At 70.7% G+C, this 22,450-nt stretch carries 18 protein-coding genes; 7 read left to right on the top strand and 11 right to left on the bottom strand.

Annotated features, from left to right (window positions below; translation table 11 throughout):
- The 8 genes from AB0J58_RS00840 to AB0J58_RS00805 form a co-directional block, all read right to left on the bottom strand.
- On the bottom strand, window positions 1–651 hold the full coding sequence (locus tag AB0J58_RS00840; RefSeq protein WP_364208390.1) for a PIG-L deacetylase family protein: 651 nt from the start codon (window positions 649–651) through the stop codon (window positions 1–3).
- Window positions 648–1,445 carry a sugar phosphate nucleotidyltransferase gene (locus AB0J58_RS00835; protein WP_364208387.1) on the bottom strand — a complete coding sequence of 266 codons (798 nt, stop codon included), beginning with the start codon at window positions 1,443–1,445 and terminating at the stop codon, window positions 648–650. Before AB0J58_RS00835 ends, AB0J58_RS00840 begins: the two co-directional genes overlap by 4 nt.
- Window positions 1,442–2,677, bottom strand: coding sequence for a class I SAM-dependent methyltransferase (locus tag AB0J58_RS00830; protein WP_343978613.1), 1,236 nt, complete (start codon window positions 2,675–2,677; stop codon window positions 1,442–1,444). Before AB0J58_RS00830 ends, AB0J58_RS00835 begins: the two co-directional genes overlap by 4 nt.
- Entirely contained in the window at window positions 2,674–3,741 is a 1,068-nt protein-coding gene (locus AB0J58_RS00825) for a glucose-1-phosphate thymidylyltransferase (RefSeq protein ID WP_364208384.1), read from the bottom strand. The genes AB0J58_RS00830 and AB0J58_RS00825 overlap by 4 nt, the downstream gene beginning before the upstream one ends.
- Complete coding sequence (locus tag AB0J58_RS00820; protein ID WP_364208381.1) at window positions 3,741–5,195, bottom strand: sugar transferase; 1,455 nt, start codon at window positions 5,193–5,195, stop codon at window positions 3,741–3,743. Before AB0J58_RS00820 ends, AB0J58_RS00825 begins: the two co-directional genes overlap by 1 nt.
- A 240-nt stretch (window positions 5,196–5,435) precedes the next feature.
- Window positions 5,436–5,786, bottom strand: coding sequence for a hypothetical protein (locus AB0J58_RS00815; RefSeq protein ID WP_364208378.1), 351 nt, complete (start codon window positions 5,784–5,786; stop codon window positions 5,436–5,438).
- Between the two features lie 58 nt (window positions 5,787–5,844).
- Window positions 5,845–6,468 carry a GntR family transcriptional regulator gene (locus AB0J58_RS00810; RefSeq protein ID WP_343978625.1) on the bottom strand — a complete coding sequence of 208 codons (624 nt, stop codon included), beginning with the start codon at window positions 6,466–6,468 and terminating at the stop codon, window positions 5,845–5,847.
- Window positions 6,465–7,379 (bottom strand): EamA family transporter, encoded by a 915-nt coding sequence (locus tag AB0J58_RS00805; RefSeq protein ID WP_364208375.1) that lies wholly within the window; start codon window positions 7,377–7,379, stop codon window positions 6,465–6,467. The genes AB0J58_RS00810 and AB0J58_RS00805 overlap by 4 nt, the downstream gene beginning before the upstream one ends.
- Window positions 7,380–7,497: 118 nt before the next feature.
- Here AB0J58_RS00805 and AB0J58_RS00800 point away from each other — a divergent pair, with 118 nt between their 5' ends.
- The 3 genes from AB0J58_RS00800 (at window position 7,498) to AB0J58_RS00790 (ending at window position 10,786) form a co-directional block, all read left to right on the top strand.
- Complete coding sequence (locus tag AB0J58_RS00800) at window positions 7,498–7,950, top strand: barstar family protein (RefSeq protein WP_364208372.1); 453 nt, start codon at window positions 7,498–7,500, stop codon at window positions 7,948–7,950.
- A 578-nt stretch (window positions 7,951–8,528) separates the two neighbouring features.
- Window positions 8,529–10,430, top strand: a complete 1,902-nt coding sequence (locus tag AB0J58_RS00795; RefSeq protein WP_364208368.1) for a nitrate- and nitrite sensing domain-containing protein — start codon at window positions 8,529–8,531, stop codon at window positions 10,428–10,430.
- Complete coding sequence (locus AB0J58_RS00790; protein ID WP_343978637.1) at window positions 10,430–10,786, top strand: DUF742 domain-containing protein; 357 nt, start codon at window positions 10,430–10,432, stop codon at window positions 10,784–10,786. The genes AB0J58_RS00795 and AB0J58_RS00790 overlap by 1 nt, the downstream gene beginning before the upstream one ends.
- Before the next feature lie 39 nt (window positions 10,787–10,825).
- On the opposite strand, the gene AB0J58_RS00785 is transcribed toward AB0J58_RS00790, so the two are convergent.
- Window positions 10,826–11,317 (bottom strand): GNAT family protein, encoded by a 492-nt coding sequence (locus tag AB0J58_RS00785; protein WP_364208365.1) that lies wholly within the window; start codon window positions 11,315–11,317, stop codon window positions 10,826–10,828.
- A gap of 150 nt (window positions 11,318–11,467) precedes the next feature.
- Between AB0J58_RS00785 and AB0J58_RS00780 the strand changes: the two genes are divergently transcribed.
- Window positions 11,468–11,776, top strand: coding sequence for a hypothetical protein (locus AB0J58_RS00780; RefSeq protein ID WP_364208362.1), 309 nt, complete (start codon window positions 11,468–11,470; stop codon window positions 11,774–11,776).
- Between the two features lie 113 nt (window positions 11,777–11,889).
- Here the strand turns inward: AB0J58_RS00780 and AB0J58_RS00775 are convergent, their stop codons facing one another.
- Window positions 11,890–15,444 (bottom strand): BTAD domain-containing putative transcriptional regulator, encoded by a 3,555-nt coding sequence (locus AB0J58_RS00775; protein ID WP_364208359.1) that lies wholly within the window; start codon window positions 15,442–15,444, stop codon window positions 11,890–11,892.
- The gene (locus AB0J58_RS00770; RefSeq protein ID WP_364208356.1) at window positions 15,444–15,935 is read right to left on the bottom strand and encodes a GNAT family N-acetyltransferase; all 492 of its coding nucleotides are present in this window, start codon (window positions 15,933–15,935) and stop codon (window positions 15,444–15,446) included. The genes AB0J58_RS00775 and AB0J58_RS00770 overlap by 1 nt, the downstream gene beginning before the upstream one ends.
- A 218-nt stretch (window positions 15,936–16,153) precedes the next feature.
- Between AB0J58_RS00770 and AB0J58_RS00765 the strand changes: the two genes are divergently transcribed.
- From AB0J58_RS00765 to AB0J58_RS00755, 3 genes are all read left to right on the top strand, one after another.
- Window positions 16,154–17,554: an FAD-binding oxidoreductase gene (locus AB0J58_RS00765; protein WP_364208353.1), complete on the top strand. Its 1,401-nt coding sequence runs from the start codon at window positions 16,154–16,156 to the stop codon at window positions 17,552–17,554.
- 252 nt (window positions 17,555–17,806) lie between these two features.
- Window positions 17,807–20,305 carry a discoidin domain-containing protein gene (locus AB0J58_RS00760; RefSeq protein WP_364208350.1) on the top strand — a complete coding sequence of 833 codons (2,499 nt, stop codon included), beginning with the start codon at window positions 17,807–17,809 and terminating at the stop codon, window positions 20,303–20,305.
- Window positions 20,306–20,784: 479 nt separating this feature from the next.
- Entirely contained in the window at window positions 20,785–22,386 is a 1,602-nt protein-coding gene (locus tag AB0J58_RS00755) for an ATP-binding protein (protein WP_364208347.1), read from the top strand.
- The last annotated feature ends 64 nt before the right edge of the window (window positions 22,387–22,450 follow it).

Below are 22,450 nucleotides of genomic sequence, written 5' to 3'. Positions count from 1 at the left end.
TCAACCTCCAGACAGGTCAAGGGTCAGCTTGTTGACGTGGAACGCCTCGGCGTAGCGGGCGTGGCATTCGATCCCGCGGACGCGGGCCAGCCCGAGGAACACCTCGCGGTCGTACCAGGGGCGGTGGCGCTGCGAGGGGTAGTGGCGCTGGAGCAGGCTCACCTTCGCCTCGGCCACCTCGGGCGCGAGCGGCTGGTAGACCGAGGGGCGCCCGAGGTCGCCGTCCCATTTGGCGATCTCGTAGCCGAGCACCTGGTGGTCGCGGAAGGCCGTGGGCACCAGCTCGGCCAGCGTCCGGTGGTCCTGGTGGGCGTCGGCGGGGTGCGGCGCGAACAGCAGCTCGGGGTCGGTGCGCGCGCGCAGCTCCTCCACCGCCTCCTTGGCCTCCTCCCAGCGCGCGGGCAGCCGCCCGTCGGGCAGTTTGAGCACGGTGAGCCGCAGTTCGGCGCCCGGGCAGAAGGCGGTCAGCGCCGCGTGCTCCTCGTCCTGGCGCTCGGTCCCGCCGCCGGAGAGCACCAGGGCGTCCACCCGGATGCCGGGACGCGCGGCGCAGAGGGTCAGCAGGCTGCCGCCCGCCCCGATGGCGAGGTCGTCGCAGTGCGCGGCGAGCAGCGCGATCCGGCCCGCCTGGGCCGGTCTGAAGCGGATCACGTGGTCGGCACCGCCAGGTGCTCGCGCTCCCAGAGCGCCCAGGGCCGGTCACCGCGCGAGTACGCCTCGTCGAGGGCGACCCGCTCCTTGACCGTGTCCGTCGGCCGCCAGTAGCCGCGGTGCGGGTAGGCCAGCAGCCTGCCGCGCTTGGCCAGCTCGGCACAGCCGTCCGCGACCAGGTCACCACCGGCCGGGATGTGGTCGAAGATCTCCTGGCGGAGCACGAAGTATCCGCCGTTGACCCAGAGCGGCATCTCGCTGACCGGGGTGATCCCGCCGACCGTGCCGCGCTCGCCCAGCTCGATGCAGTGGAAGGTGTCCGAGGGCGGCACCACCATCATCGACGCGCCCGCGCCCGAGAGGGTGAAGCGCTCGACGATCTCCGGCAGCGGCGCGTCGGTGAGCACGTCCGCGTAGTTGGCCAGGAACATCTCCTCGCCGTCCAGGTGGTCGCGGACCCGGCGCAGCCGCTCACCGATCGGGGAGGTGATCCCGGTCTGCACGAACGAGATCGACCAGTCGGAGATGTCGGTGGACAGCAACTCGACCCTGCCGCCGCGCAGCACGAAGTCGTTGGAGGTCGTCTCCTGGTAGTTCAGGAAGAAGTCCTTGATGTGGTGCGCGCCGTAGCCGAGGCAGAGGATGAACTCGGTGTGCCCGAAGTGCGCGTAGTAGCGCATCACATGCCAGATGAGCGGCCGAGGCCCCACGAGCTGCATGGGCTTGGGCGCGTCGCCGGGGGTGCCGGTGCGCATCCTGGTGCCGTATCCGCCGCAGAAGAGGACGACCTTCACGGGTTCACCTCGACGATCTCCAGGTTGGGGATGGGGAAGACCAGCCGGCCTCCCCAGGCGTGTACGAAGGACAGCTGCTCGACGAGTTCCTCGCGGAGGTTCCACGGCAGGACCAGCACGTAGTCGGGCCGCTCCTCGGCGAGCCGCTCGGGCGGCAGGATCGGTACGCGGGTGCCGGGGGTGAACCTGCCGTGCTTGTACGGATTGCGGTCGACGGTGAAGGGGAGCAGGTCGGGCCGGATCCCGCAGTGGTTGAGCAGGGTGTTGCCCTTGCCCGGCGCCCCGTAGCCGGCGACGGTCCGGCCCTGGCGGGCGGCGTCGAGGAGGAAGGTCAGCAGGTCCCTGCGCACCCGCGCCACCCGCTCGCCGAACTCGGTGTACCCCGACAGCTCGTGCAGGCCCGCGGCCTTCTCCGCGGCGAGCAGCGCGGCCACCCGCTCGCCCGGCTCGCCCGCGATCTCCGCCGGCCGGGCCCACAGGCGGATCGAGCCGCCGTGTGTGGGCAGCGACTCGACGTCCACCAGGCGGAGGCCGCCGCTCGCCAGGGCGCTCCGCGCGGAGGCGACCGTGTAGTACTGGAAGTGCTCGTGATAGATCGTGTCGTACTGGTTGTGCTCCATCAGGGTGAGCAGGTGCTGGACCTCGATGGAGACCCAGCCGTCGTCGGCCACCAGGGCGCGCAGTCCCCGGGTGAACCCGATGACGTCCGGGATGTGGGCGTAGACGTTGTTGGCCACCACCAGGTCGGCCGGCCCGTGCTCCGCGCGCACCGAGGCGCCGGTCCGCTCGTCGAGGAAGGCCGTGTGCGTCGGCACCCCGGCGTCCCTGGCCGCCCGGCCGACGTTCTCGGAAGGCTCGACGCCCAGGCACCGGATGCCCCGCTCGACGACGTGCCGCAGCAGGTACCCGTCGTTGCTGGCCACCTCGACCACGAACGAGTCACCTCCCAGCCCGAGCCGGTCGACCGCCCCGCTCACGAACTCCCGCGCGTGCTCCACCCACGACGTCGAGTACGAGGAGAAGTAGGCGTACTCGGTGAAGGTCTCCTCGGGCGTGATCATCGGCGGGATCTGCGCCAGCCAGCAGCCGGTGCAGACCCGCAGGTGCAGCGGGTAGGTGACCTCCGGCTCCGCCAGCTGCCGTTCGGTGAGGAATCGTTCGCAGGGCGGGGTCGCCCCGAGGTCGACGACGCTGGCGAGGCTCGTCGAGCCGCACAACCTGCAGGTTGTCATGAGCTGATCTGCACCTTGCTGTGATCGCCCAGCACGAGGCGGTGGGCTCTGGGGGTGTTGGGGGCGGGGGTGACCTCGACGTCGTGGCCGATGAGGGACGCCTCGATCCGCGAGACCCCGGCGATCGAGGACCTGGGCAGGACGATCGAGTACTCGATCTCGCTGCCGCTGATCGCGCAGCCTGTCGCGATCGAGGTGAAGGGGCCGATGTAGCTGTCGCGGATCCGGGTTCCGGAGCCGATGATCGCCGGCCCGACGATGCGGGACCTCTCGATCTCGGCGCCGGCCTCGACGACCACCCGGCCGATCAGCTGGCTGGCGCCGTCGACCAGGCCGTCCACCCGGGGCTCCAGGGACTCCAGCACCAGCCGGTTGACCTCCAGCATGTCCGTGACGTTCCCGGTGTCCTTCCAGTAGCCGGAGATGACCGTGGAGGCGACCGACCGGCCGTCGGCGATCAGCCAGTGGATGGCGTCGGTGATCTCCAGTTCGCCTCGCCCGGAGGGTTTGAGCTCGGCCACCGCCTCGTGGATCGCGGCGCTGAACAGGTAGACGCCGACCAGCGCGAGGTCGCTCTTGGGCACCGGCGGCTTCTCCTCGAGCCCGATCACCCGGCCCGCCTCGTCGAGCTCGGCGACCCCGAACTGCCTGGGGTCGCCGACCCGGGTGAGCATGATGTGGGCGGCGGGCCGCTCGCGGGCGAAACCCTCGACGACCCCGTTAATGCCGCCGACGATGAAGTTGTCGCCGAGGTACATGACGAAGTCGTCGTCACCGAGGTAGTCGCGGGCGATGAGCACCGCGTGGGCCAGGCCCAGCGGCGCCCGCTGGCGGATGTAGGTCACCTCCAGGCCGAGCTCGCGGCCGTCGCCGACGGCCGCCTCGATCTCGGCGTGCGTGTCGCCCACCACGATCCCGATCTCGCGGATGCCCGCCGCGGCGATGGCCTCAAGACCGTAGAAGAGCACGGGCTTGTTGGCGACCGGCACGAGCTGTTTGGCCGAAGTGTGGGTGATCGGCCGCAGCCGGGTGCCCGCCCCTCCGGCGAGCACGAGTGCTTTCACTAGTAGGCCCCTTCTCCGCCGACCACGGCGCTCCAGGTCTTCCAGAGGATCTGCAGGTCCAGGAAGAGCGACCAGTTCTCCACGTAGCGGAGGTCCAGCCGGACCGACTCCTCCCAGGTCAGATCCGAGCGCCCGCTGACCTGCCACAGGCCGGTCATGCCGGGGTGGACGACCAGGCGGCGGCGCACGTCGGCGCCGTACTGCCTGACCTCGTCGGGCAACGGCGGCCGTGGGCCGACGAGGGACATCTCGCCGCGCAGCACGTTGAGCAGCTGTGGCAGCTCGTCGATGGAGTACCGGCGCAGGAAGGCGCCCACCCGGGTGATCCTTGGATCGTTCCTAATTTTGAACAAGACACCGTCGAACTCGTTCTCGCACGCCAAGTCGATCTTGAGTCGCTCCGCGTCGACGACCATCGTGCGGAACTTCACCACCTGGAACTCCACACCGCCCTTGCCCACCCTGACCTGACGGAAGAGCGCCGGCCCCGGACTCGTCGCGCGGATCAGCGCGGCGATCACCAGCATGGGCACGCCCAGCGCCAGGAGGGCCAGCCCCGCCCCCAATCGGTCGAACAGGCTCTTCGCCAGCCTTCTGGCACCGCGGAAGTCGGGGTGTTCGACATGCAGGAGCGGCATGCCCGCGACCGGGCTGATGCTGATGCGCGGGCCGGCCACGTCCATCAGCGCGGGTGCCACGAACAGGTCGGTACGGGCGTCCTCCAGGCCCCAGGCGAGCCTGCGCAGCGCCGCGCCGTCCAACTCCGGGCAGGCCAGCACGGCGACGGCGTCGGCGTTGACCTCGGCCACCACCGCGGCGACGTCGGAGAAGCCGCCGAGGACCGGGATCCCGTCGACCTCGACCATGTCGGGGCCCGCGGGCAGGCACGCGGCGACGACGAGCATGCCGTGGTGCGGCTGCCCGCGCAGCTGTATCACCAGGTCGAGCACCGACTCCCGGTGGCCGACGGCGACCACCTGGCGCATGTGGTCACCGCGGGCGCGCCTGCGGTGGAGCCGCTTGCGCATCCGGTGGCGGAAGACGGCGTTGAGGATGAAGGCCAGCGGGAACATCGCCATGACGAAGCTGCGGGCGATCGGCGTCTGGGTGACGTAGGCCCCGATCGCGACGGTGGCCGTCAGCCCCGCGGCACCGTTGAAAACCGTCCGGAACTCATCCGTTCCCTCGCCGTAGGTGCGCTTGCGGTAGGCGCCCCCCGTGGCCAGGGCCAGCGGCCACACCAGGGCGAGCCCCAGTCCGAGCAGCGCCTCCGTCCCGGGGATGAAAGCACCAAACCAGATTCGGATTCCGAGAACGGCCCCGCAGGCGATTATCGAACACGCGACATCTCCGGCTAGGAGAATACGGACATAAGGGCGTGTCCAAATACTCGGAGAAGTGCGCGCTGGACTCTTAAGGAGCCCGATGACGAGCTCCTCAGTTTCCACTCTCATACCACCCCACCCAAGATGCCCCGACTCGTCCGGATAAGGTGCCACGCATCTCATTTCAATAGTTGACAGCATTCCCTAATGCATCAGGAGCGTGGATACCCATGGAAATCCTAGTGATCACCATTGGGCAGGGGAATACCGGCTACTGTCCACTATTGGCCGAAGTACAAGGAGATGACATCTTGACGGAGCGGATCAAACATGTTCCTTTGACCGCTTATATTTGTCAATAATATGAAATTAGTCGTATTCAAAATCCGGAAGAGCAGAAGGTGGTTCTGGACTGCGCCATACGACGACGTAATCGTCGCGCGCGGCCTCCACCGCCGCACCGAGCCGATCGAGATCGAAATCCGGGAGATACCGGAGACGGGCGAGGAAGGTCGCGTCGGTCGCCGAGCTGGGCACCACGCACCCCTGGCCCTCTCGATCAAGAAGGATGTACAGGATGTCCGAGTCCGTATCGCCCACTACCCGCACCTCGACGACGTCCTCCCACGCGAGGGCGTCAACGCTGCCGTCCTCGTAGTGACGGGTCACGCCTTCTTCGGTGACATATACGTAGGAGTCCGGCACTGAGTTGCCGTGCATGGGCGCGATTGTGACCACTCCGGGGCTCCGCGTGCAATAGAGCCGTGCAAGTCAGTGCCTAATGACCGCCCCAGCCATGATCGAGATGCGCGGCGACCGCCTCCCTGGCGGCCTCCGCGGGACCGCCGGCGATCGCGTCGAGCAGGTTCCGGTGCTCGGCGACCAGCACGTGCCGGTCGGAGTAGACGGCGCGCAGCCGCACCAGGCCGAGCCTGGTCTCGACGGCCAGCATGCCGTAGAGCCGCTCCAGCCGGGGGCTGCCCACCGCGACGACCAGCGCCTGGTGCAGCGCCATGTGCTCGGCCACCATGTCCGCCCAGGGGGCGTCCGCGGGCAGCGCGGCCATCCGCGCCAGTGCCGCGTCCGCCTCCCCGACCCGCCGACCGGCCAGCGCGGTGGCCGTCAGTTCCTCAAGCGGACGCCGGACGAACATCAGGTCGTCCAGGTCGGCCACGGTCACCTCGGCCACCTGGGCGCTGCGGTGCCGCTCGCGCCTGAGCAGCCCCTCGTGCACGAGCACGGCGAGCGCCTCGCGGACCGTCGGGCGGGCCACCCCGTACAGGGCCGAGAGCTCCTGTTCGGGCAGCGTGGTGCCCGGGTCGATCTCGCCGGACAGCACCCGCCGGCGCAGGGCGTCGGCGAGCGCGCCGACGGCGGAGACGGGATGGAGCGGGAGGGTCACGCCGACGACCCTATTGCCCTTCCGCTCCGGCCGGCGGGCGAGACGCGCTCGGGCAGGGAGACCGCGACCAGGCTGGCGCCGAGCAGCAGCAGGCCGGCGACCGAGGCGGGCCCGAGCCGCTCGCCGAGCACGACGACACCGAGCAGCGTCGCCACCGCGGGCTCGGCCAGCGCGAGGGTGGCGGCGGTCGCGACCGGGGTGGTGCGCAGCCCCCTTCCGTACAGCAGGTAGGCCAGCGCGGTGGTGGCACAGCCCAGGTAGAGGGCGGTGAGCAGGCCGCGCGGCTCGGTGAGCCAGCCGGTGCCGGTCCACAGCAGGACGGGCACCATGACGACCGCCGCCCCACCGAACATCAGCCCCATCACCGCGTCGGAGGGCGCCCCCGCGCCGATCGCCCGCGCGGCGGTGACCGCGTAGAAGGCGTACAGCAGGCCGCCGAGCAGCGCGAACAGGACCCCATCGGCCCGCACCTCGCCTCCCCCTCCGGTGAGTACGGCGCAACCGGCGATCGCCGCCGCGGTCGCCACCGCCCAGCGGCGGCTGGGCCGCACGCGGTCGAGCAGCCAGGACAGCAGCCCGGTGAAGACGGGGCCGCTGCCGATCGCGACCACCGTGCCGACGGCCACTCCGGTCCTGCTGACCGCGGCGAAGAAGCACAGCTGGTACGCCGCCACGGCCACCGCGGCGGCCGCGAGCGGGCCGAAGCGTGCCGGAAGGCGGCGCCCACCCGCCGGGAGCGGGCCTCGGGGGAGGCCCAGGAGCCGCACGGGGCCGGTGACGGCCGCGAGGACCAGGCCACCGATCACCAGGCGGGCGGCGGCCATGGAGACGGGATCGACCCCGGCGACGAGCAGGCCCGCGGTTCCCGCGGTCCCCCAGAGCACGGCGGCTCCGATCACGGCGAGTTTCACGGGACGATTGTAAGCATATTGTCTGACAACCATACAATGCCGCCTCGGCGGGCGGCCGGGAGGACACGCCGCCGTCCCGTTTTTCAGAGGGCGCGCGCGGGTAGTTCGGCGAGGTGAGATGTCCGATAAGCAGTACGAAACAGCAGCTCAGGGCGCGGTCGACGGTGAGTCGTCACACGCCCTCCGCCGACCACGGACGGAGATGATCGCGTTGTCCAGGGGAACGTTCCGCCAGGGGTCGGCGGAGGAGGTCGAGTCCATGCTCGGCACCGCGACGCCGCATCCGCTGAACGGCGTGAAGATCACCACTTCGGCCGAGGCGATGGACGCGATCGCCGAGGCTCTCGACCTGCCCGACCGTTTCGGGCACACCCTCGACTCGCTTTACGACGTGCTGACCGACCTGTCGTGGCTGCCGCCGGGCGAGCACCTGCTGCTCTGGTCGGAGCCGTCGACGCTGCGGAGCGAGGACCGCCAGACCTATGACGCCATCCGGACCGTCCTCACCGAGGCGGTCGCCGATGACACGCCCGGAGAGTCCTTCCTGTCCGTTCTCGTGCTGACCGACTGAGCCGTCGCCACGCAGTGCGCGCAGAAGGCACCGCCACGGCCCTCGGGACAGCTGCAGCGCCAGTCCAGCGTCTCGCCGACGATCCGGAACTCGACGCACGCGGCGCCCTCGTCGACCTCGGCCGTCACCAACCGCGGGCCGAAACGGACCAGCTGCACCGCCAGCGTGCCGCCGTGGGCCCGCGCCGACCGTCCCGCCCGCTCGGCCTCGGCTTTGACGAGCTCCGCAATCGTTTGCATCGAAGGTCCCCTCCTACCTAAAGAGACGCACCTGAGGTATGGAAGGTTCCAAACCGATACAGCACGATAAATCATCGCAACGTAACCCACATGCACGTCTAGCACCAAGTGACCCTCATTGCTATGTTTGGCGACTGTTAACCACGCATCTCAGTAGTGCGAGGTATTATGGCTGGCCGAAAACACTCAATCAGGGTGAAAATTTTTACCTTACTTTTGGTACCAATTGCATCCCTTGTAGTCATTTGGGCGTTTGCTGCCAGCCTGACGTTCCAGAGCGGCCAGGAACTCCTCAAGATCCGCGACGGCTACGCGTACGCGGTCCAGCCCGCCAGAAAAGTGACCACCGCGCTCCAGCACGAACGGCTGCTGTCGCTGTCCGTCCTGGGAGACGTCGACGTCTCGCGTGCGGAACTGGACGCGCAGCGCGTCCGCACGAACGACGCGCGAGCCGAGCTGGAGCGGCTGATCACCGCGGCCCGTTCCGACCTCGTCCCGGGCACCTGGGAGCGGCTGAACCGGCTCCTTCGCGCCATGGACCGGCTCACCGAGATCCGCAGCGGCGTCGACACCCGCACCGACACCCGGCTGCAGACGCTCGACGCCTACACCGGGATCATCGAGGCCGCCTTCGACGTCTACGAGAAGGTGCGGATATCCACCGACATCGAGTTGACCGACCAGGCACGGGCCGTCGTCATGGTCGGGCGGAGCCGTGAGATCCTCAGCCGGCAGGCCGCCCTGATAGCCGGAGCCGTGGTCGAGGGGGCCATGAGCCCCTCGGAACGTGCCAGGTTCAGCGAACTGGTCACCGGCCGCAGGCTCCTCTACTCCCTGGGCTTCGACCAGTTCGACGCCGAGTTCCAGGCCCTCTACACCGCCCTGCACGACTCCCCCGACTACTCCTCGTTCGAGAGGATCGAGAACGCCGTCGCCACGTCGGCGGTTCCGGACCCCGCCTGGGCCGAGGTCGCCACCCGGCTCTCCGACGACTTCGACAGCCGCGCCGGAAAGGTCAGCGAACGCATCAGCGAGCGGTCCATACCGCTCGCCAGGGGCATCCTGATCCAGATCGGCCTCGCCGGTGGGCTGGGCCTGGCCGCGGTCGGGCTGTCCGTCTTCATCTCGGTACGGTTCGGCCGGCGGCTGGGCGGCGAGCTCATCGACCTCCAGCGGGCGGCCCTCGACCTGGCCGACAGGCGGCTGCCCGACGTGGTCCGGCGGCTCCGCCGGGGCGAGGACGTCTGCTCGGAGGCACCCGAGATCAACGTCGGCAGCACCACCGAGGTCGCCAGGGTCGGCGAGGCGTTCTCCACCGTGCAACGGACCGCCGTCGAGGCCGCCGTCGGTCAGGCCGAGATGCGCAAGGGCGTCAACAAGGTCTTCGTGAACCTGGCCAGGCGCAGCCAGTCCCTGCTGCACCGGCAGCTGGCCATGCTGGAGACCATGGAAGGCCGGGCCCGCGACCCGGAGACCCTTGAGGATCTGTTCAGCCTGGACCACCTGACCACCCGGATGCGCCGCCACTCCGAGGGCCTGATCATCCTGTCCGGTGCTGTCCCCGGACGGGGATGGCGGACACCGGTCACGATCTACGACGTGGTCCGCGCCGCGGTCGAGGAGGTCGAGGACTATCCGCGCGTGACGATCAGCGTTCCGCACGGCCCGTCCGTGATCGGCGCGGTCGTCACCGACGTGATCCACCTGGTCGCCGAACTGGTCGAGAACGCCGCCATGTTCTCTCCCCCGCACACCTCGGTACGCGTGCACGGCGAGACGGTCGCCAGGGGCTACGCCATTGAAGTCGAGGACCGGGGGCTCGGCATCCCCGCCGAGGAGATGGCCCGGCTCAACGCGCGGCTGGCCGACCCGCCGGAGTTCGACCTGGCCGACAGCGACCGGCTCGGCCTGTTCGTCGTCGCGCAGCTCGCCATCCGGCACGGCATCCGCGTCTCCCTGCGCCCCTCCCCCTTCGGCGGCACCACGGCGATCGTGCTGCTCCCGAGCGAGCTGGTGGTCGAACCGCTCGATCCCCGGTTCACCTACTCGGTCGAGGTCGAAAGGCTTCCCTCCGGCAACGGCCTCCCCAAACGGGTGCGCCAGACCGTACCCGCCGAACGGGCCGCCTCCGGCGCCCCTGTCACGGAGACCGTCCCGGAGAGCAGGGGAGCCGTCCCGAGCGGCGTGCTCGCCGCGTTCCGCGACGAACGGCAGCGCACCGGGCCGGAGGGCGGGCCCTGATGACCGAGCGCTGGCTCGACCGGGAGGCCGGTCCGATCGTCCGTCCCTACACGATGACCCGCGGCAGGACCAGGGCCGCGGGCGCTCATTTCGACCTGATGGCCGTGGTGGTGGCGGTCCGGGCCCCACGCCGGGACCTGCCGCCCGAGCACATGTCGATCCTGAACGCCTGCCGCGCGCCGATCTCCGTCGCCGAACTGGCCGGGGAGACCGGCATGGCCGTCGGAGTGCTCCGGGTGCTCCTCGGCGACCTGCGCGACCACGACCTGATCACCGTACGGCTCCCCGCGGCGCCCTCGGCGATCCCCCGCGAGAACCTGCTCCGCGACCTCCTCGCCGGGCTCAAGGCCCTCTGAGCCCGGCGAGCGTTTCGCCCGTAGGCGAGACCGCGCCGCTCAGTCCGTGGCCAGGCGGGCGTGCCGCTCCACGTCGTGGCGGACGCCCGCGTAACTCAGCTTGGCCCGCTCGATTCCCTCGGAGCGGAATCCGGCCCTGGTGGCCACCGTGCAGGAGGCCACGTTGCTGACCCGGTGCGCCAGCTCCAGGCGGAACAGTCCCCGTTCCCTGAACGCCCACTCGGCCATCTTGCCGGCGGCGGCCACGGCCACGCCCCGTCCCCTGGCACGCGGGATCGTCCAGTAGGACACCCAGCCGGTCTCGTGCGCGTCGATGTTGCTCACGGCGACGTTCCCCACGACCTCGCCGTTGGACACCACGGCGAACGCCCGCGCGTCGTCACGGAAGCCCCAGATCCCCATCCACTCCAGCGCCGCCTGGGCTGTGTCGATGGGCCGGGCCGCCTGCTCGGCCATGTCCGGGGAGCTGAACGCGTCGAGCACGACCCACATGTCGTCGGGTCGCCATCCACGCAACTCCACTTCAATCATGCCGTGCAGGGTAGCCCCGCGACCGTCCCGCGTGACGCGCCGGCACCCGCGGAACCGGACGGCGCCACCCACCGCTCTGACGTCCGGAAATCGTCCACATCGGAGCGCGGGTCCCAGATAGATCCGAGACCTGCTGGGCACTCAGCAGCTATGAGTGACGATTTGGAGAGCCGCGACCTCACCGGGAAGGGCTTCGGCGACGGCCGGCCCAGGACAATGGGAGAGATAGCCGTGAGTCTGGCGGTCAGCGAATCACTCGCCAATCACGGCCACCACGCCCTGGTCAACGCGCACGAGTCGGCTGCCCGCGGTCACCAGCTCATGGCCGACGCGGGCGTGGGCGACGTCGAGCAGCACCTCGATCTGGCACGCTGGCACCACTGGTGCGCCATCGTGGAGTACCAACTGGCCGACGAGGCGGACCAACGGACTCCCGCCAGACGGAACCCGAACGGCTGAACACGGCGGGCGAGCCCGCACCGGTACGGTCAGGGCGGACCGCTCCGCCGGCAGGCGCGGTCACGGCGAGGATGACCGCCCCCCGGCCGATACGTGGGCTCCGGCCGGCGGGATCAGCTTTCGCGGATCTCCCTGGCCAGCGCGGCACTGCGGTGTTCCAGGTGCCGCAGCCCGAGGCGGTGGTGGGTCTCCCGCGCTCGCTCGGCGTGCGCCAGGGCCTCCTCGACGCGACCGATCCGGTGGAGCAGCTGGGCGACCACACCGTGGATCGTCCCCCAGGAGATGCATCCCGTTCCCAACGTCACCAGCTGTTCGGCGATGGGTTCCAGCTCCTCCAGCAGCCCGTACGGATCGGGGCGGCCGATCCTGGCCGCGACGAGACCCCACTGCCAGGTGACGAACTGCCACGCCCAGTCACGCTCGACGGCGACGCCCCACCGGTCGATCAGACGGTGGGCGAGCGCCTCGTCCCCCGCCTCGATCACGGCCAGTACGGCGGCGGGGCGCAGCAGGCTGTTGGAGTCGTCCTCGGCGGCCTCGAGCAGTTCCGGCACAAGCACCCCGTGTCGGCCCTGTGCCCAGGACGAGAAGAAGGCGCAGAGCAGATGGATGTACTCCGGGCCCCAGAGGCTGATACGCCGGTAACTCTCGGCGCCGGTCGCGGCAAGCCTCTCCACCTCCTCCCAGCGGCCGTCGAGCATCGCCCGCCCGGTCGCGGCGTAGGTCACCTGCGTCTCGAGCTCCGGCATCCGCACCTCGCCGGTCAGGCGCAGGCAGCGGGCCAGCTCGGCGTCGTAGTCGGCCAGCCTTCCCTCACGCAGGAAGGTCGGCATCCGGTGCAGGCGGGCGATGATCTCGGCGGCCCGGGGCAGGTCGGGGAGGGACAGGATCTCCTCCGCCGCCCGGTACCGCTCCTCCTCGTACTCCGGGGTCCAGGAGGCGATGACGAAGTTGTTGAGCGTGCGCGCGAGCAGGCGGTGGTCACCGGCCCGCCGGGCGAGCGCGACCGCCTCGGCCGCGAGCCGCGCGCCCTCCCACCGCCGTTCGCTGTAGTAGAGCTCCACTCCGAGGGTTCCCAGCAGCTCGGCCCTGACCGCCTCCCGCCCGGCCGGCAGCCGGTTCAGCTGGTCCTCCAGCACGTCGATCATGCGCTTGTCCACCACGCCGTAGGCGCGCCAGTTCCACAGCGTCACCCCGCCGAAGACCGTCGCCGCCTCGATCACCGCCGCGTCGTCGCCCTTACGGGTGGCGAGGGTCACGGCCTCGTCCAGGGCGGTGTGCGCCGTGATCACGTCGCCGGCCACCCTGCGCGCCCGTCCCAGCTCGATGAGCAGGGCACCACGGCTGAGCGCCGGATCCGCGGACTGCGGGTCGAGTGCCGCGAGCGCCTGCTCCCAGAACATGACCGCCTCGTCGTAGGCGAGGCGGGCCGCCGCCTGTACCGCCGCCCTGACGGCGTACGACGTCGCCTTGGCCGAGTGACCGATCCTGGCCGCCATGCCGAAGTGGTGGGCGAGCACGGGCAGTCGCGGCTCCCGGTTTCCCGGGTGAAGATTCTCGACCGCCTCACCCACCCGCCCGTGGAGCTGCGCCCGCTGCAGTCGGCTCAGCCCCGTGTAGAGAGCCTCGCGGACGAGCGCGTGCGAGAAGCGATAGTCCCAGCCCCCGGCCACCTCGGTGAGCAGGCCGGTCGCCACCGCGGGTTCGAGCAGCATCATCATCCGGGCGCCGCCGATCCCGGTGGCGGCTTCCAGCACGTCCGCGTCGACGTCCCTGCCGATCACCGCGGCGGCCCGCAGGAGCGTCTGGGAGTCCTCGGGCAGCCGCGAGACCCGGCGGGTGATGACGTCGCGCACCCCTTCGGGGACGGAGAGGGAGGTGACGTCCGCGGCGGCGACCTGGTCCAGCGGCGAGACGCTGTCCAGCAGGCGGAGCACCTCGCCGAGGAAGAAGGGGTTACCGCCGGTACGGTCGTGCAGCGCGCTGACCAGGGCCGGGTCGGGGCCGATGTCCGCACGACCTACCCGGCCCAGATCGTCAGGGCCCGCGTCGTCCAGGTAGTCGGCGACCTGCTCCCGCGTGAACGCGGTGACGCTCATCCGCTCGGTACCGCGCTGCCGGGTCAGATCGCCGAGCGCGTCCGTCAGCGCCGGCCACGCCTCGGCGGTCTCGGCGGCCTCGGGGCGCAGGGTCGCCAGCACGAGCAACGGCACCCGGTGCAGGTCGCCGCCGAGGAAGGTCAGCAGCTTCAGGGACGCGGCGTCCGCCCAGTGGACGTCCTCCATGAGGATGAGCACCGGTGCCACGCCCGCCCGTCGTGACAGCGCCCTGGCCACCGCGTCGTACAGCAGGAAGCGCGCGGTGTCGGGATCGTCCGCGCCCGAGGCCCCGTCCGCGCCCGTCAACCGGCGGATCACGTTCTCGACCCCCTCCGCCTCCCGGGTCACGGCCCCAAGCCCTCCGGCACCGGCCTCCGCCTCTTCTTCGAGGGCGGTCAGCACCTGGATCCACGGCCAGAACGCGGGCGCGCCACGCCCTTCGACGCACCGGCTCCACACCGGGGTGACGCCCAGTTCCCCGGCGATCTCGGCCGCGGCCTCCGCGAGACGGGTCTTGCCGACGCCGGACTCGCCGCTGACCAGCAGCACACCTCCCGCGCCGCGGGCCGTGTCCCGCACCCGCTCCCGGATCCGGCGCAGGTGAGGCTCCCTGCCCACGAGCCTGCGCCCGCGCGGGGCGGAGGCCCGCCACTCCCCTGCCGTCCGGGGAGCCACGACGTCTTCCCCGTGGGACGATCCGTCCCCGCGCGCGGGCGAGCTCTCCTCCCCTCGCGCGATCGACGGCCAGGAGCCTTCGAGAGACTCGTCCTGGTCGAGGATGGCCTGTTCGAGACGGCGCAGTTCGAGGCTGGGATCGAGCCCGAGTTCGTCACCGAGGAGGGTACGGCAGCGCTGGTAGGCGGCCAGTGCCTCGGCCTGCCTGCGGTCGCGGTACAGGGCGCGCATGAGCAGCGCCCAGGACCCCTCCCGGTAGGGGTCGAGATCGAGCAGATGCCCGGCCTCGACGGCCGCCTCACTGGACCTGCCGAGCAGCAGCCACGCCTCGGCCCGCGTGGACAGTGCCGACAGGCGCACCTCGGTGAGGCGGGCCACGACAGGCCCCACGAAGGAGCGGTCGGAGAAGTCGGCGAGCGGCTCGCCCCGCCAGGTGCCGAGTGCCGCGTCCAGGGACCGCTCGGCCTCCCACGCCCGCCCGTCGGCCAGAGCGGCCTGTGCCTCCTCGACGGCCCGGCTGAAGCGGTTGGCATCCACCTGATCGGGCGAGATGTCCAGTAGGTACCCAGGCTCCCGGGTCCGCAGGACGCGAGCGGGGGACCGAGGGCTGCGCAGCGGTTCGAGGATCCTGCGGAGCTGGGAGATGTACGCCTGGAGCGTTCCTGTCGCGCTGGACGGCGGCTCGTCGGCCCAGAGCCGGTCGATCATCTGGTCGAGGGGGGCGACATGGGGCGCGTTGAGCACCAGGAGCGTCAGCACGGCCCGCTGTTTGCGGGATCCCAGGTCGAGGAGCGCACCGGTGCCGTCGGCCACCTCCACCGGTCCGAGGATGCGGAAATCCAGACACGCCGCGGCCTGGGCGGTATCCGGTACCTCGCCACCATTCGCGAGCATCACAACTCCCGCACGAGCCACGCGACCGCCAATGCCTCGATCGCGGGTCCATCGTATCGGCAGGTCGCGATGGGGGTTCTGTCGGCGGCGACGAAACCGGAGGAGCCGAGGAGTGAGAACGTTCCCGGATCCGCCGCCGCCACCCGGTAGCGCACCAGTTGGACGCCGTCCGCGCGCATCTCCGTCAGCAGGTCACCGAGCAGCCGCCGGCCGAGACCCCGTCCCCGGTGTGGCAGGGCGACGACCAGGGCCCGCAGGCGGGCGTCACGGTCGGGCTGTCCCACCTCGACGAGGGCACCGGCCACCGGCGGATCGCCCACCGGCCGCGCCAGATCGACCAGCACGTACACCCGGCAGCGAGCGGCCGACACCTCTGACAGGGCCTCCTCCAGGGCCTCGTCGAGCAGATCGGGACCCGTCGCACCCGCGTATGCCAGGACCTCCCGCAACAGCAGGGTGCTGGAGGGCTGGGACTCCAGTGACGACGACATGCGCACAGTGTTCCGCCGCCGTCTAGGAAACGACTAGGAGACCTCTAGGTCCTCGGCCGCGCCCGGCGGCACCACTCCGGTCGCGGTGGCCGCCGGGCCCCCAGTAACAACCCAGTCGTCTCCAAGTGCCGGCTGCGACAACTGGAGGACCGGGCCGGTCGAGGCCCCGCGACCTCGCCCCACGCCGCGAGTCGTCTCACACCATCGGGAGAACCCTCATGAGCACCGCCTTTTCCACGGCCGAGCATCTCGGCGGAGAGCTGGAAGTCCTGCGAGGCCAGGTCGCCGGCCCTGTCCTCTCTCCTGGTCAGGACGGCTACGAGGAGGAGACCGCGGGTTTCAACACCGCGGTCCGGCACCACCCGGCCGTCGTGGTGGGCGCCACCCGCACCGCGGACGTCATGGCTGCGGTCCGCTTCGCTGTCCACCACTCCCTTCCCGTCGCCGTGCAGGCCACCGGGCACGGCGCCGTCCAGGCCTCCGACGGGGCGCTGCTGATCAACACCTCCAGGATGCGCGAGGTCACCGTCGACCCCTCCGGCCGCACCGCGCGGGTCAGCGCGGGCTGCCGCTGGGCGGACGTCATCGCGCAGACGACCCCGTACGGCCTGGCCCCCCTGAGCGGCTCGTCCACGGGCGTCGGGGCGGTGGGCTACACGCTGGGCGGTGGCATCGGCCCGATCTCGCGGACCTTCGGCTTCGCCGCCGACCACGTACGGGAGATCACCGTGGTGACCGCGGACGGCCTGGTCCGGGTGACGGACCCGGACACCGAGCCCGACCTGTTCTGGGGACTGCGCGGCGGCAAGGGCAGCTTCGGCGTGGTCACCTCCATGGTCATCGACCTGTTCCCGGTGTCGACCCTGTACGGGGGCGGCCTCTACTTCAGCGCCGAGGACACCCCCGCCGTCCTGCACGCCTACCGGACCTGGGTCGACACGCTGCCGGAGGCCACGACCACCTCGGTGGCGATGCTGCGCCTGCCCCCGGTGCCCGAGCTCCCCCCGCAGCTGCGTGGCCGCTTCGTGACCCACCTGCGCTTCGCCCATCTCGGCGACGCCCACAAGGCGGAGGCACTCCTCTCCCCGATGCGGGCCGTCGCCGAGCCGATCTTCGGCGAGATCGCGCAGATGCCGTTCGGCGCGATCGACTCCGTGCACCAGGACCCGGTGCATCCCATGCCGAGCTGGGAGCGCGGCGCCCTGCTGCGCGAGCTCGGCGCGGAGACCGTGGAGGCGCTCCTGGCGGCGGCCGGCCCGACGGTCGACGTGCCGCTGGCCATCGTGGAGCTGCGCCAGCTGGGCGGGGCGCTGGGCCGCGAGCCGCGCCGGCCGAACGCCGTGGGCGGGCGGGACGCCGCCTTCGGCGTGATGGTGATCGGCGCCCCCGTTCCCGAACTGCTCGACACGGTCGTCCCGGCCGTGGGCGGTGCCGTGCTCGGCTCCCTGACTCCCTGGCTGACCGGCGGGACGCAGCTCAACTTCCACGGGGCGATGCTCGCCCCCGAAGACCTGGCCCGCGCCTGGCCGGAGCCGACACTGCGCAGGCTCATCGCTCTCAAGGACCACTACGACCCGGCCCGGGTGTTCCGCTTCGGCCACGTCGTGCCCCGCGTCTGAGCCCCCAGATCCACCGGCAGGCCGGGGGGGCCTGCCGGTGTCTCGCCGCGGGGCGGAGCTCGTCCGTGGCACGGCGACCTATTGACCCCATGTTTCCGACGAATTAAATTAAGTGTAGAAATAAGGCGTTGATTTACGGGTGCCGTAGTCGCGCCTCATCTGCTGTCGGACCTTCCACCCCCCGGATCCACTGTGGAGACAAGCATGAGAGGTCTGTTCCGTCCTGCCGCCTTATGGACTGCCACGGCAGTCGTGGCGGCTCTGCTCGCAGTACCGTCGAGCCCGGCATTCGCCGACACGTTGTTGTCGCAGGGCAAGACCGCGACGGCCTCCTCGACCGAGAACGGCGGCACCCCGCCGGCCGCCGCGGTCGACGGTGACACCGGCACCCGCTGGTCCAGCGCGGCCGGCGACTCCCAGTGGCTCCAGGTCGACCTGGGCGCCTCGTTCGGCATCAGCAGGGTCGTGCTGAACTGGGAGGCCGCGTACGGCAGCGGATACAAGATCCAGTCATCCGAGAACGGGAGCACGTGGACGGACCTGAAGACCGTCACCGGCGGTGACGGCGGAATCGACACCTGGGACGTCACCGGCAGCGGCCGGTACGTCCGGATGCAGGGCGTCACACGAGCCACCGGCTACGGATACTCACTGTGGGAGTTCCAGGTCTTCGGCGGGGACTCGGGCCCCGCGGGCCAGTGCGGGACCGGCAACGCCGCGTTGAACAAGCCCTCGACCGCGTCGTCCACCGAGAACGGCGGAACCCCCGCGAGCGCCGCCTTCGACGGCGACAACGGGACCCGCTGGTCCAGCGCGGCCGGCGACCCGCAGTGGATCCAGGTGGACCTGGGCTCGACCCGGACCATCTGCAGGATCGACCTGAGGTGGGAGGCCGCGTACGCGAGCGCTTTCAAGCTCCAGGGGTCGACCAACGGCACCACCTGGACCGACCTGAAGTCCGTCACGGGTGCCACCGGCGGCGTTCAGTCGCACGAGGTGAGCGGCTCCGCCCGGTACGTCCGGATGCACGGCACCACCCGAGCCACCGGCTACGGATACTCACTGTGGGAGTTCGCCGTGCGCACCACGTCCGACGGTCCGGTGATCCCCGGCGGCGGGGACCTGGGACCGAACGTTCACGTCTTCGACCCGTCCATGTCCGGTGCCGACATCCAGAGCCGGCTCGACACCGTCTTCCAGCAGCAGGAGTCGGCCCAGTTCGGCACCGGGCGCCACGCCTTCCTGTTCAAGCCGGGCACCTACCACGTGAACGCCAAGGTCGGCTTCTACACCTCGATCATGGGTCTGGGGCAGTCCCCCGACGACGTCACCGTCAACGGCGTGACCGTCGACGCGGGCTGGTTCGGCGGCAACGCGACCCAGAACTTCTGGCGCTCGACGGAGAACCTGTCGGTCCAGCCGCCCGGCGGCACCAACCAGTGGGCCGTCTCCCAGGCCGCGCCGTTCCGTCGCATGCACATCAAGGGCGCGCTCAACCTGGCCCCCACCGGCTACGGCTGGGCCAGCGGCGGCTACATCGCCGACAGCAAGATCGACGGCGCCGTCGGCCCGTACTCGCAGCAGCAGTGGTACACCCGGGACAGTTCCGTCGGCGGCTGGGTCAACGGCGTGTGGAACATGGTCTTCTCCGGGGTGCAGGGCGCTCCCGCCACCGCCTTCACCGACAAGTCCTACACCACGCTGGACAACACCCCGATCAGCCGTGAGAAGCCGTACCTCTACCTCTCCGGCAACGAGTACCGGGTGTTCGTCCCGGCCAAGCGGACCGGCGCGCGCGGTGTGAGCTGGGCGAACGGCGCCACCCCGGGAAGCTCGATCCCGCTCGCCCAGTTCTACGTCGCCAAGCCCGGCGACACGGCCGCGACCATCAACGCCGCGCTCAGCCAGGGCCTGCACCTGCTGCTCACCCCCGGCATCTACCACATCGACCAGCCGATCAACGTGACCAGGGCGAACACCGTGGTCCTGGGTCTCGGCCTGGCCACGATCATCCCCGGCGGCGGCGCCACCGCGGTCAAGGTCGCCGACGTGGACGGCGTGCGGCTCGCCGGTTTCCTGGTCGACGCGGGCCCACAGAAGTCCGACGTGCTCATCGAGGTCGGCCCGCAGGGGTCGAGCGCCGACCACGCCGCCAACCCGACCACGCTGCAGGACGTGTTCGTCCGGATCGGCGGCGCCTTCGCCGGCAACGCCACCACCAGCGTGGTCGTCAACAGCGACGACGTGATCATCGACCACACCTGGCTGTGGCGCGGTGACCACGGCGACGGCATCGGCTGGAACGTCAACACCGCCGAGACCGGCCTGATCGTCAACGGCGACGACGTCCTGGCGACCGGCCTGTTCGTCGAGCACTACCGCAAGTACGACGTCGAGTGGTACGGCGAGCGCGGCCGGACGATCTTCTTCCAGAACGAGAAGGCGTACGACCCGCCGAACCAGGCGGCCTACATGAACGGCGGCACCAAGGGCTGGGCGGCCTACAAGGTCGGCCCCGCGGTCGACACCCACGAGGGCTGGGGGCTCGGCAGCTACGTCTACTTCAACGTCGACCCGACGATCCAGGTGGAGAACGCGTTCGAGACCCCGGTGAAGCCGGGAGTCAAGTTCCACAGCCTGCTCACCGTCTCCCTCGGCGGCAACGGGCGGATCAACCATGTGATCAACGGCACCGGCGGCCCGGCCTTCGGCACGGACACGATCCCCTCCAAGCTCGTCTCCTACCCCTGAGGCACCCCTGGGCACTCTGAGCCCGCCTGATCAGCGGTGGTCAACGCGCTCTCCTCGCTGATCAGGCGCTTCACCCCCACGCCGTGGGTCTCCGCTGTCGCGGGGAGGCCCACGGCCTCGTGTCGTACGGTCCCCGGCCGCCGATCGGGATCCGCCGTTCTCCGGGCACGGACGCACGCCCCGCATCCCCGGGCCGACGAGACCGCATCCCGCCGACCCCACGGAAAATCATGACCCTATATAAGCAAATGTCCGAATAGAGAGTATTAATCGACGAATATATTGACTCACGGTTGATTAGAATGGAAATGCGCGGTTCGAGAGTGACTGTCTGTTCTTAGCCGTAGGCGTGGTGCTACGGTGTGTGCCTGTTCGCGCTCTGCCGTGAAGCGGCACCACCCGGTTGACCGATATCGCAGGGGGAACAGCAGGTTCAACGCGGCCTTGTCACGCCTTGCCGCCACCCCCCAAGGACGCCGATGTCAGTAGATGTACCGCACCGCACCCGGAGCAGGCTTTCACCGAGGGAACTGGCGGTCATCGCCTCTCTCGGCACCATGATCATTATGGCCTGCATGTGGTTGTGGGCGGTGTCCGCCGCCCCCTACGAGGCCAGAGAGCTGATGGCGCTCGTCGGCGGGATCTCGGCCGTACTGCTGTCCGGCGCCGCCGCGGCCATCGTCCACTACGCCGGCACCGGTCGCCGGCTGCGTGAGCAGGCCGAGTGGGCCGGCGCGCGGTTCACCTGGCTGGAGCGGGAAGTGCTGCGAATGGCCGAGGAGTCGCTGCCCTCGCTGGGACGCCAGGTGCGCGGCGGCGTCTCCGCCGCCGACGCGCTCTCCCAGGTGCCGCAGCCCCCGGACGGCCCGCTGCGCCTGCTGCTCGACGCGGCCGGGCACGAGCTCGAGCTGATCGAACGCGAGCTCGCCACCGCCCGGGCGTACCGCGAGGCGACCGAGGACGAGATCTCCCGGCTGACCGACGACACGCTGCCGGATCTGGTCCGGCGGATCCAGACGAACCGGATGTCGGTGAGCGCCGCACTGGCCGAGACACAGCAGCCGGGGCACGGCCCGCTGCGCGACCTGCTGGGCGAGACGGCGCGGCAGCTCTCCGAGAGCGAGCGCAGGGGCACCGCCGTGATGGCGGCGTGCGCCGGGGCCGCGGCCCGGGTGCAGGCACAGGCCACCAGCCTGCTCGCCCGGCTGCGCGAGCTGGAGGAGCAGTACGGCGAGCACGAGGAGATCTTCGCCGACCTGCTGGACCTGGACCACCGCATCTCCCAGCTGAGCCGGCTGGCGGACAACGTCGCACTGCTGAGCGGCGGCCGTTCCGGGCGGCGATGGACCCGGCCGATCGTCATGGAGAGCGTGCTGCGCGGCGCGATGGGCCGCATCGGCGCCTACCGGCGCATCCGGCTGCACTCCAGCAGCACCGTCGCCGTCGCGGGGTACGCGGCCGAGGGCGTGATGCACGCGCTGGCCGAGGTGATGGACAATGCCGCCACGTTCTCGGCGCACGGCACCGAGGTCCACGTGTACGTGGACGAGGAGGACGCCGGTGTCGTGATCACGATCGAGGACAGCGGTCTGGGGATGCGCCCGCGCGAGCGGCAGCACGCCACCAGGCTCGTATCCGAACCGCTCGACCTGCGGACGCTGTCCGGTACCCGGCTGGGCCTGGCGGTCGTGGGGCGCCTGGTCGACAAGTACGGCCTGACGGTCAGCTTCCGGCCGTCCGCCCGTGGCGGCATGGGGGTCGTGATGCTGATCCCGCGCCTGCTGATCACGCAGCCCCTGTCGGCCACCGTGCCGCCCGTCGTCGAGTCGTCGGTCCGCCGCCCCGTGCAGGCCGCCGTACCGGCACCGGCCGTACCCGCGCAGGAGGGGCCGGCCGACGAGTCCGAGGATCTGCTGCCCAGGCGGCGCCGGGGGCAGACGCTGGCCGAGGCGACCAGGGCGCGGCAGACATCGCCGGCCAAGCCCGCGCGCGAGGGGCGTGACTCGGCGGCGAGGTTCGCCGCGTTCCGCCAGGCCGGCGTCCGTGGTCGTTCCCCCTCCCCGGCCCCGGGCGACTCCTGACACGCGTCCGCCGACCACCGGACATCTTTGGATTCACAGATGAGGAGGCAGGGGCCGTCCCTCC

The sequence above is a fragment of the Streptosporangium sp. NPDC049644 genome (genome assembly GCF_040675205.1).
Lineage (GTDB): Bacteria > Actinomycetota > Actinomycetes > Streptosporangiales > Streptosporangiaceae > Streptosporangium > Streptosporangium fukuiense.
This window is presented reverse-complemented; position numbering and strand designations above follow the sequence as displayed.

What these genes read in the sequence shown, in the direction of transcription:
- AB0J58_RS00780 (WP_364208362.1), top strand. Translation starts at nt 11,468, where the DNA reads ATGAGTGACGATTTGGAGAGCCGCGACCTCACCGGGAAGGGCTTCGGC.
- AB0J58_RS00765 (WP_364208353.1), top strand. Translation starts at nt 16,154, where the DNA reads ATGAGCACCGCCTTTTCCACGGCCGAGCATCTCGGCGGAGAGCTGGAA.
- AB0J58_RS00820 (WP_364208381.1), bottom strand. Translation starts at nt 5,195, where the DNA reads ATGAGAGTGGAAACTGAGGAGCTCGTCATCGGGCTCCTTAAGAGTCCA.
- AB0J58_RS00775 (WP_364208359.1), bottom strand. Translation starts at nt 15,444, where the DNA reads ATGCTCGCGAATGGTGGCGAGGTACCGGATACCGCCCAGGCCGCGGCG.
- AB0J58_RS00800 (WP_364208372.1), top strand. Translation starts at nt 7,498, where the DNA reads ATGTCCGATAAGCAGTACGAAACAGCAGCTCAGGGCGCGGTCGACGGT.
- AB0J58_RS00815 (WP_364208378.1), bottom strand. Translation starts at nt 5,786, where the DNA reads ATGCACGGCAACTCAGTGCCGGACTCCTACGTATATGTCACCGAAGAA.
- AB0J58_RS00770 (WP_364208356.1), bottom strand. Translation starts at nt 15,935, where the DNA reads ATGTCGTCGTCACTGGAGTCCCAGCCCTCCAGCACCCTGCTGTTGCGG.
- AB0J58_RS00790 (WP_343978637.1), top strand. Translation starts at nt 10,430, where the DNA reads ATGACCGAGCGCTGGCTCGACCGGGAGGCCGGTCCGATCGTCCGTCCC.
- AB0J58_RS00830 (WP_343978613.1), bottom strand. Translation starts at nt 2,677, where the DNA reads ATGACAACCTGCAGGTTGTGCGGCTCGACGAGCCTCGCCAGCGTCGTC.
- AB0J58_RS00755 (WP_364208347.1), top strand. Translation starts at nt 20,785, where the DNA reads ATGTCAGTAGATGTACCGCACCGCACCCGGAGCAGGCTTTCACCGAGG.
- AB0J58_RS00785 (WP_364208365.1), bottom strand. Translation starts at nt 11,317, where the DNA reads ATGATTGAAGTGGAGTTGCGTGGATGGCGACCCGACGACATGTGGGTC.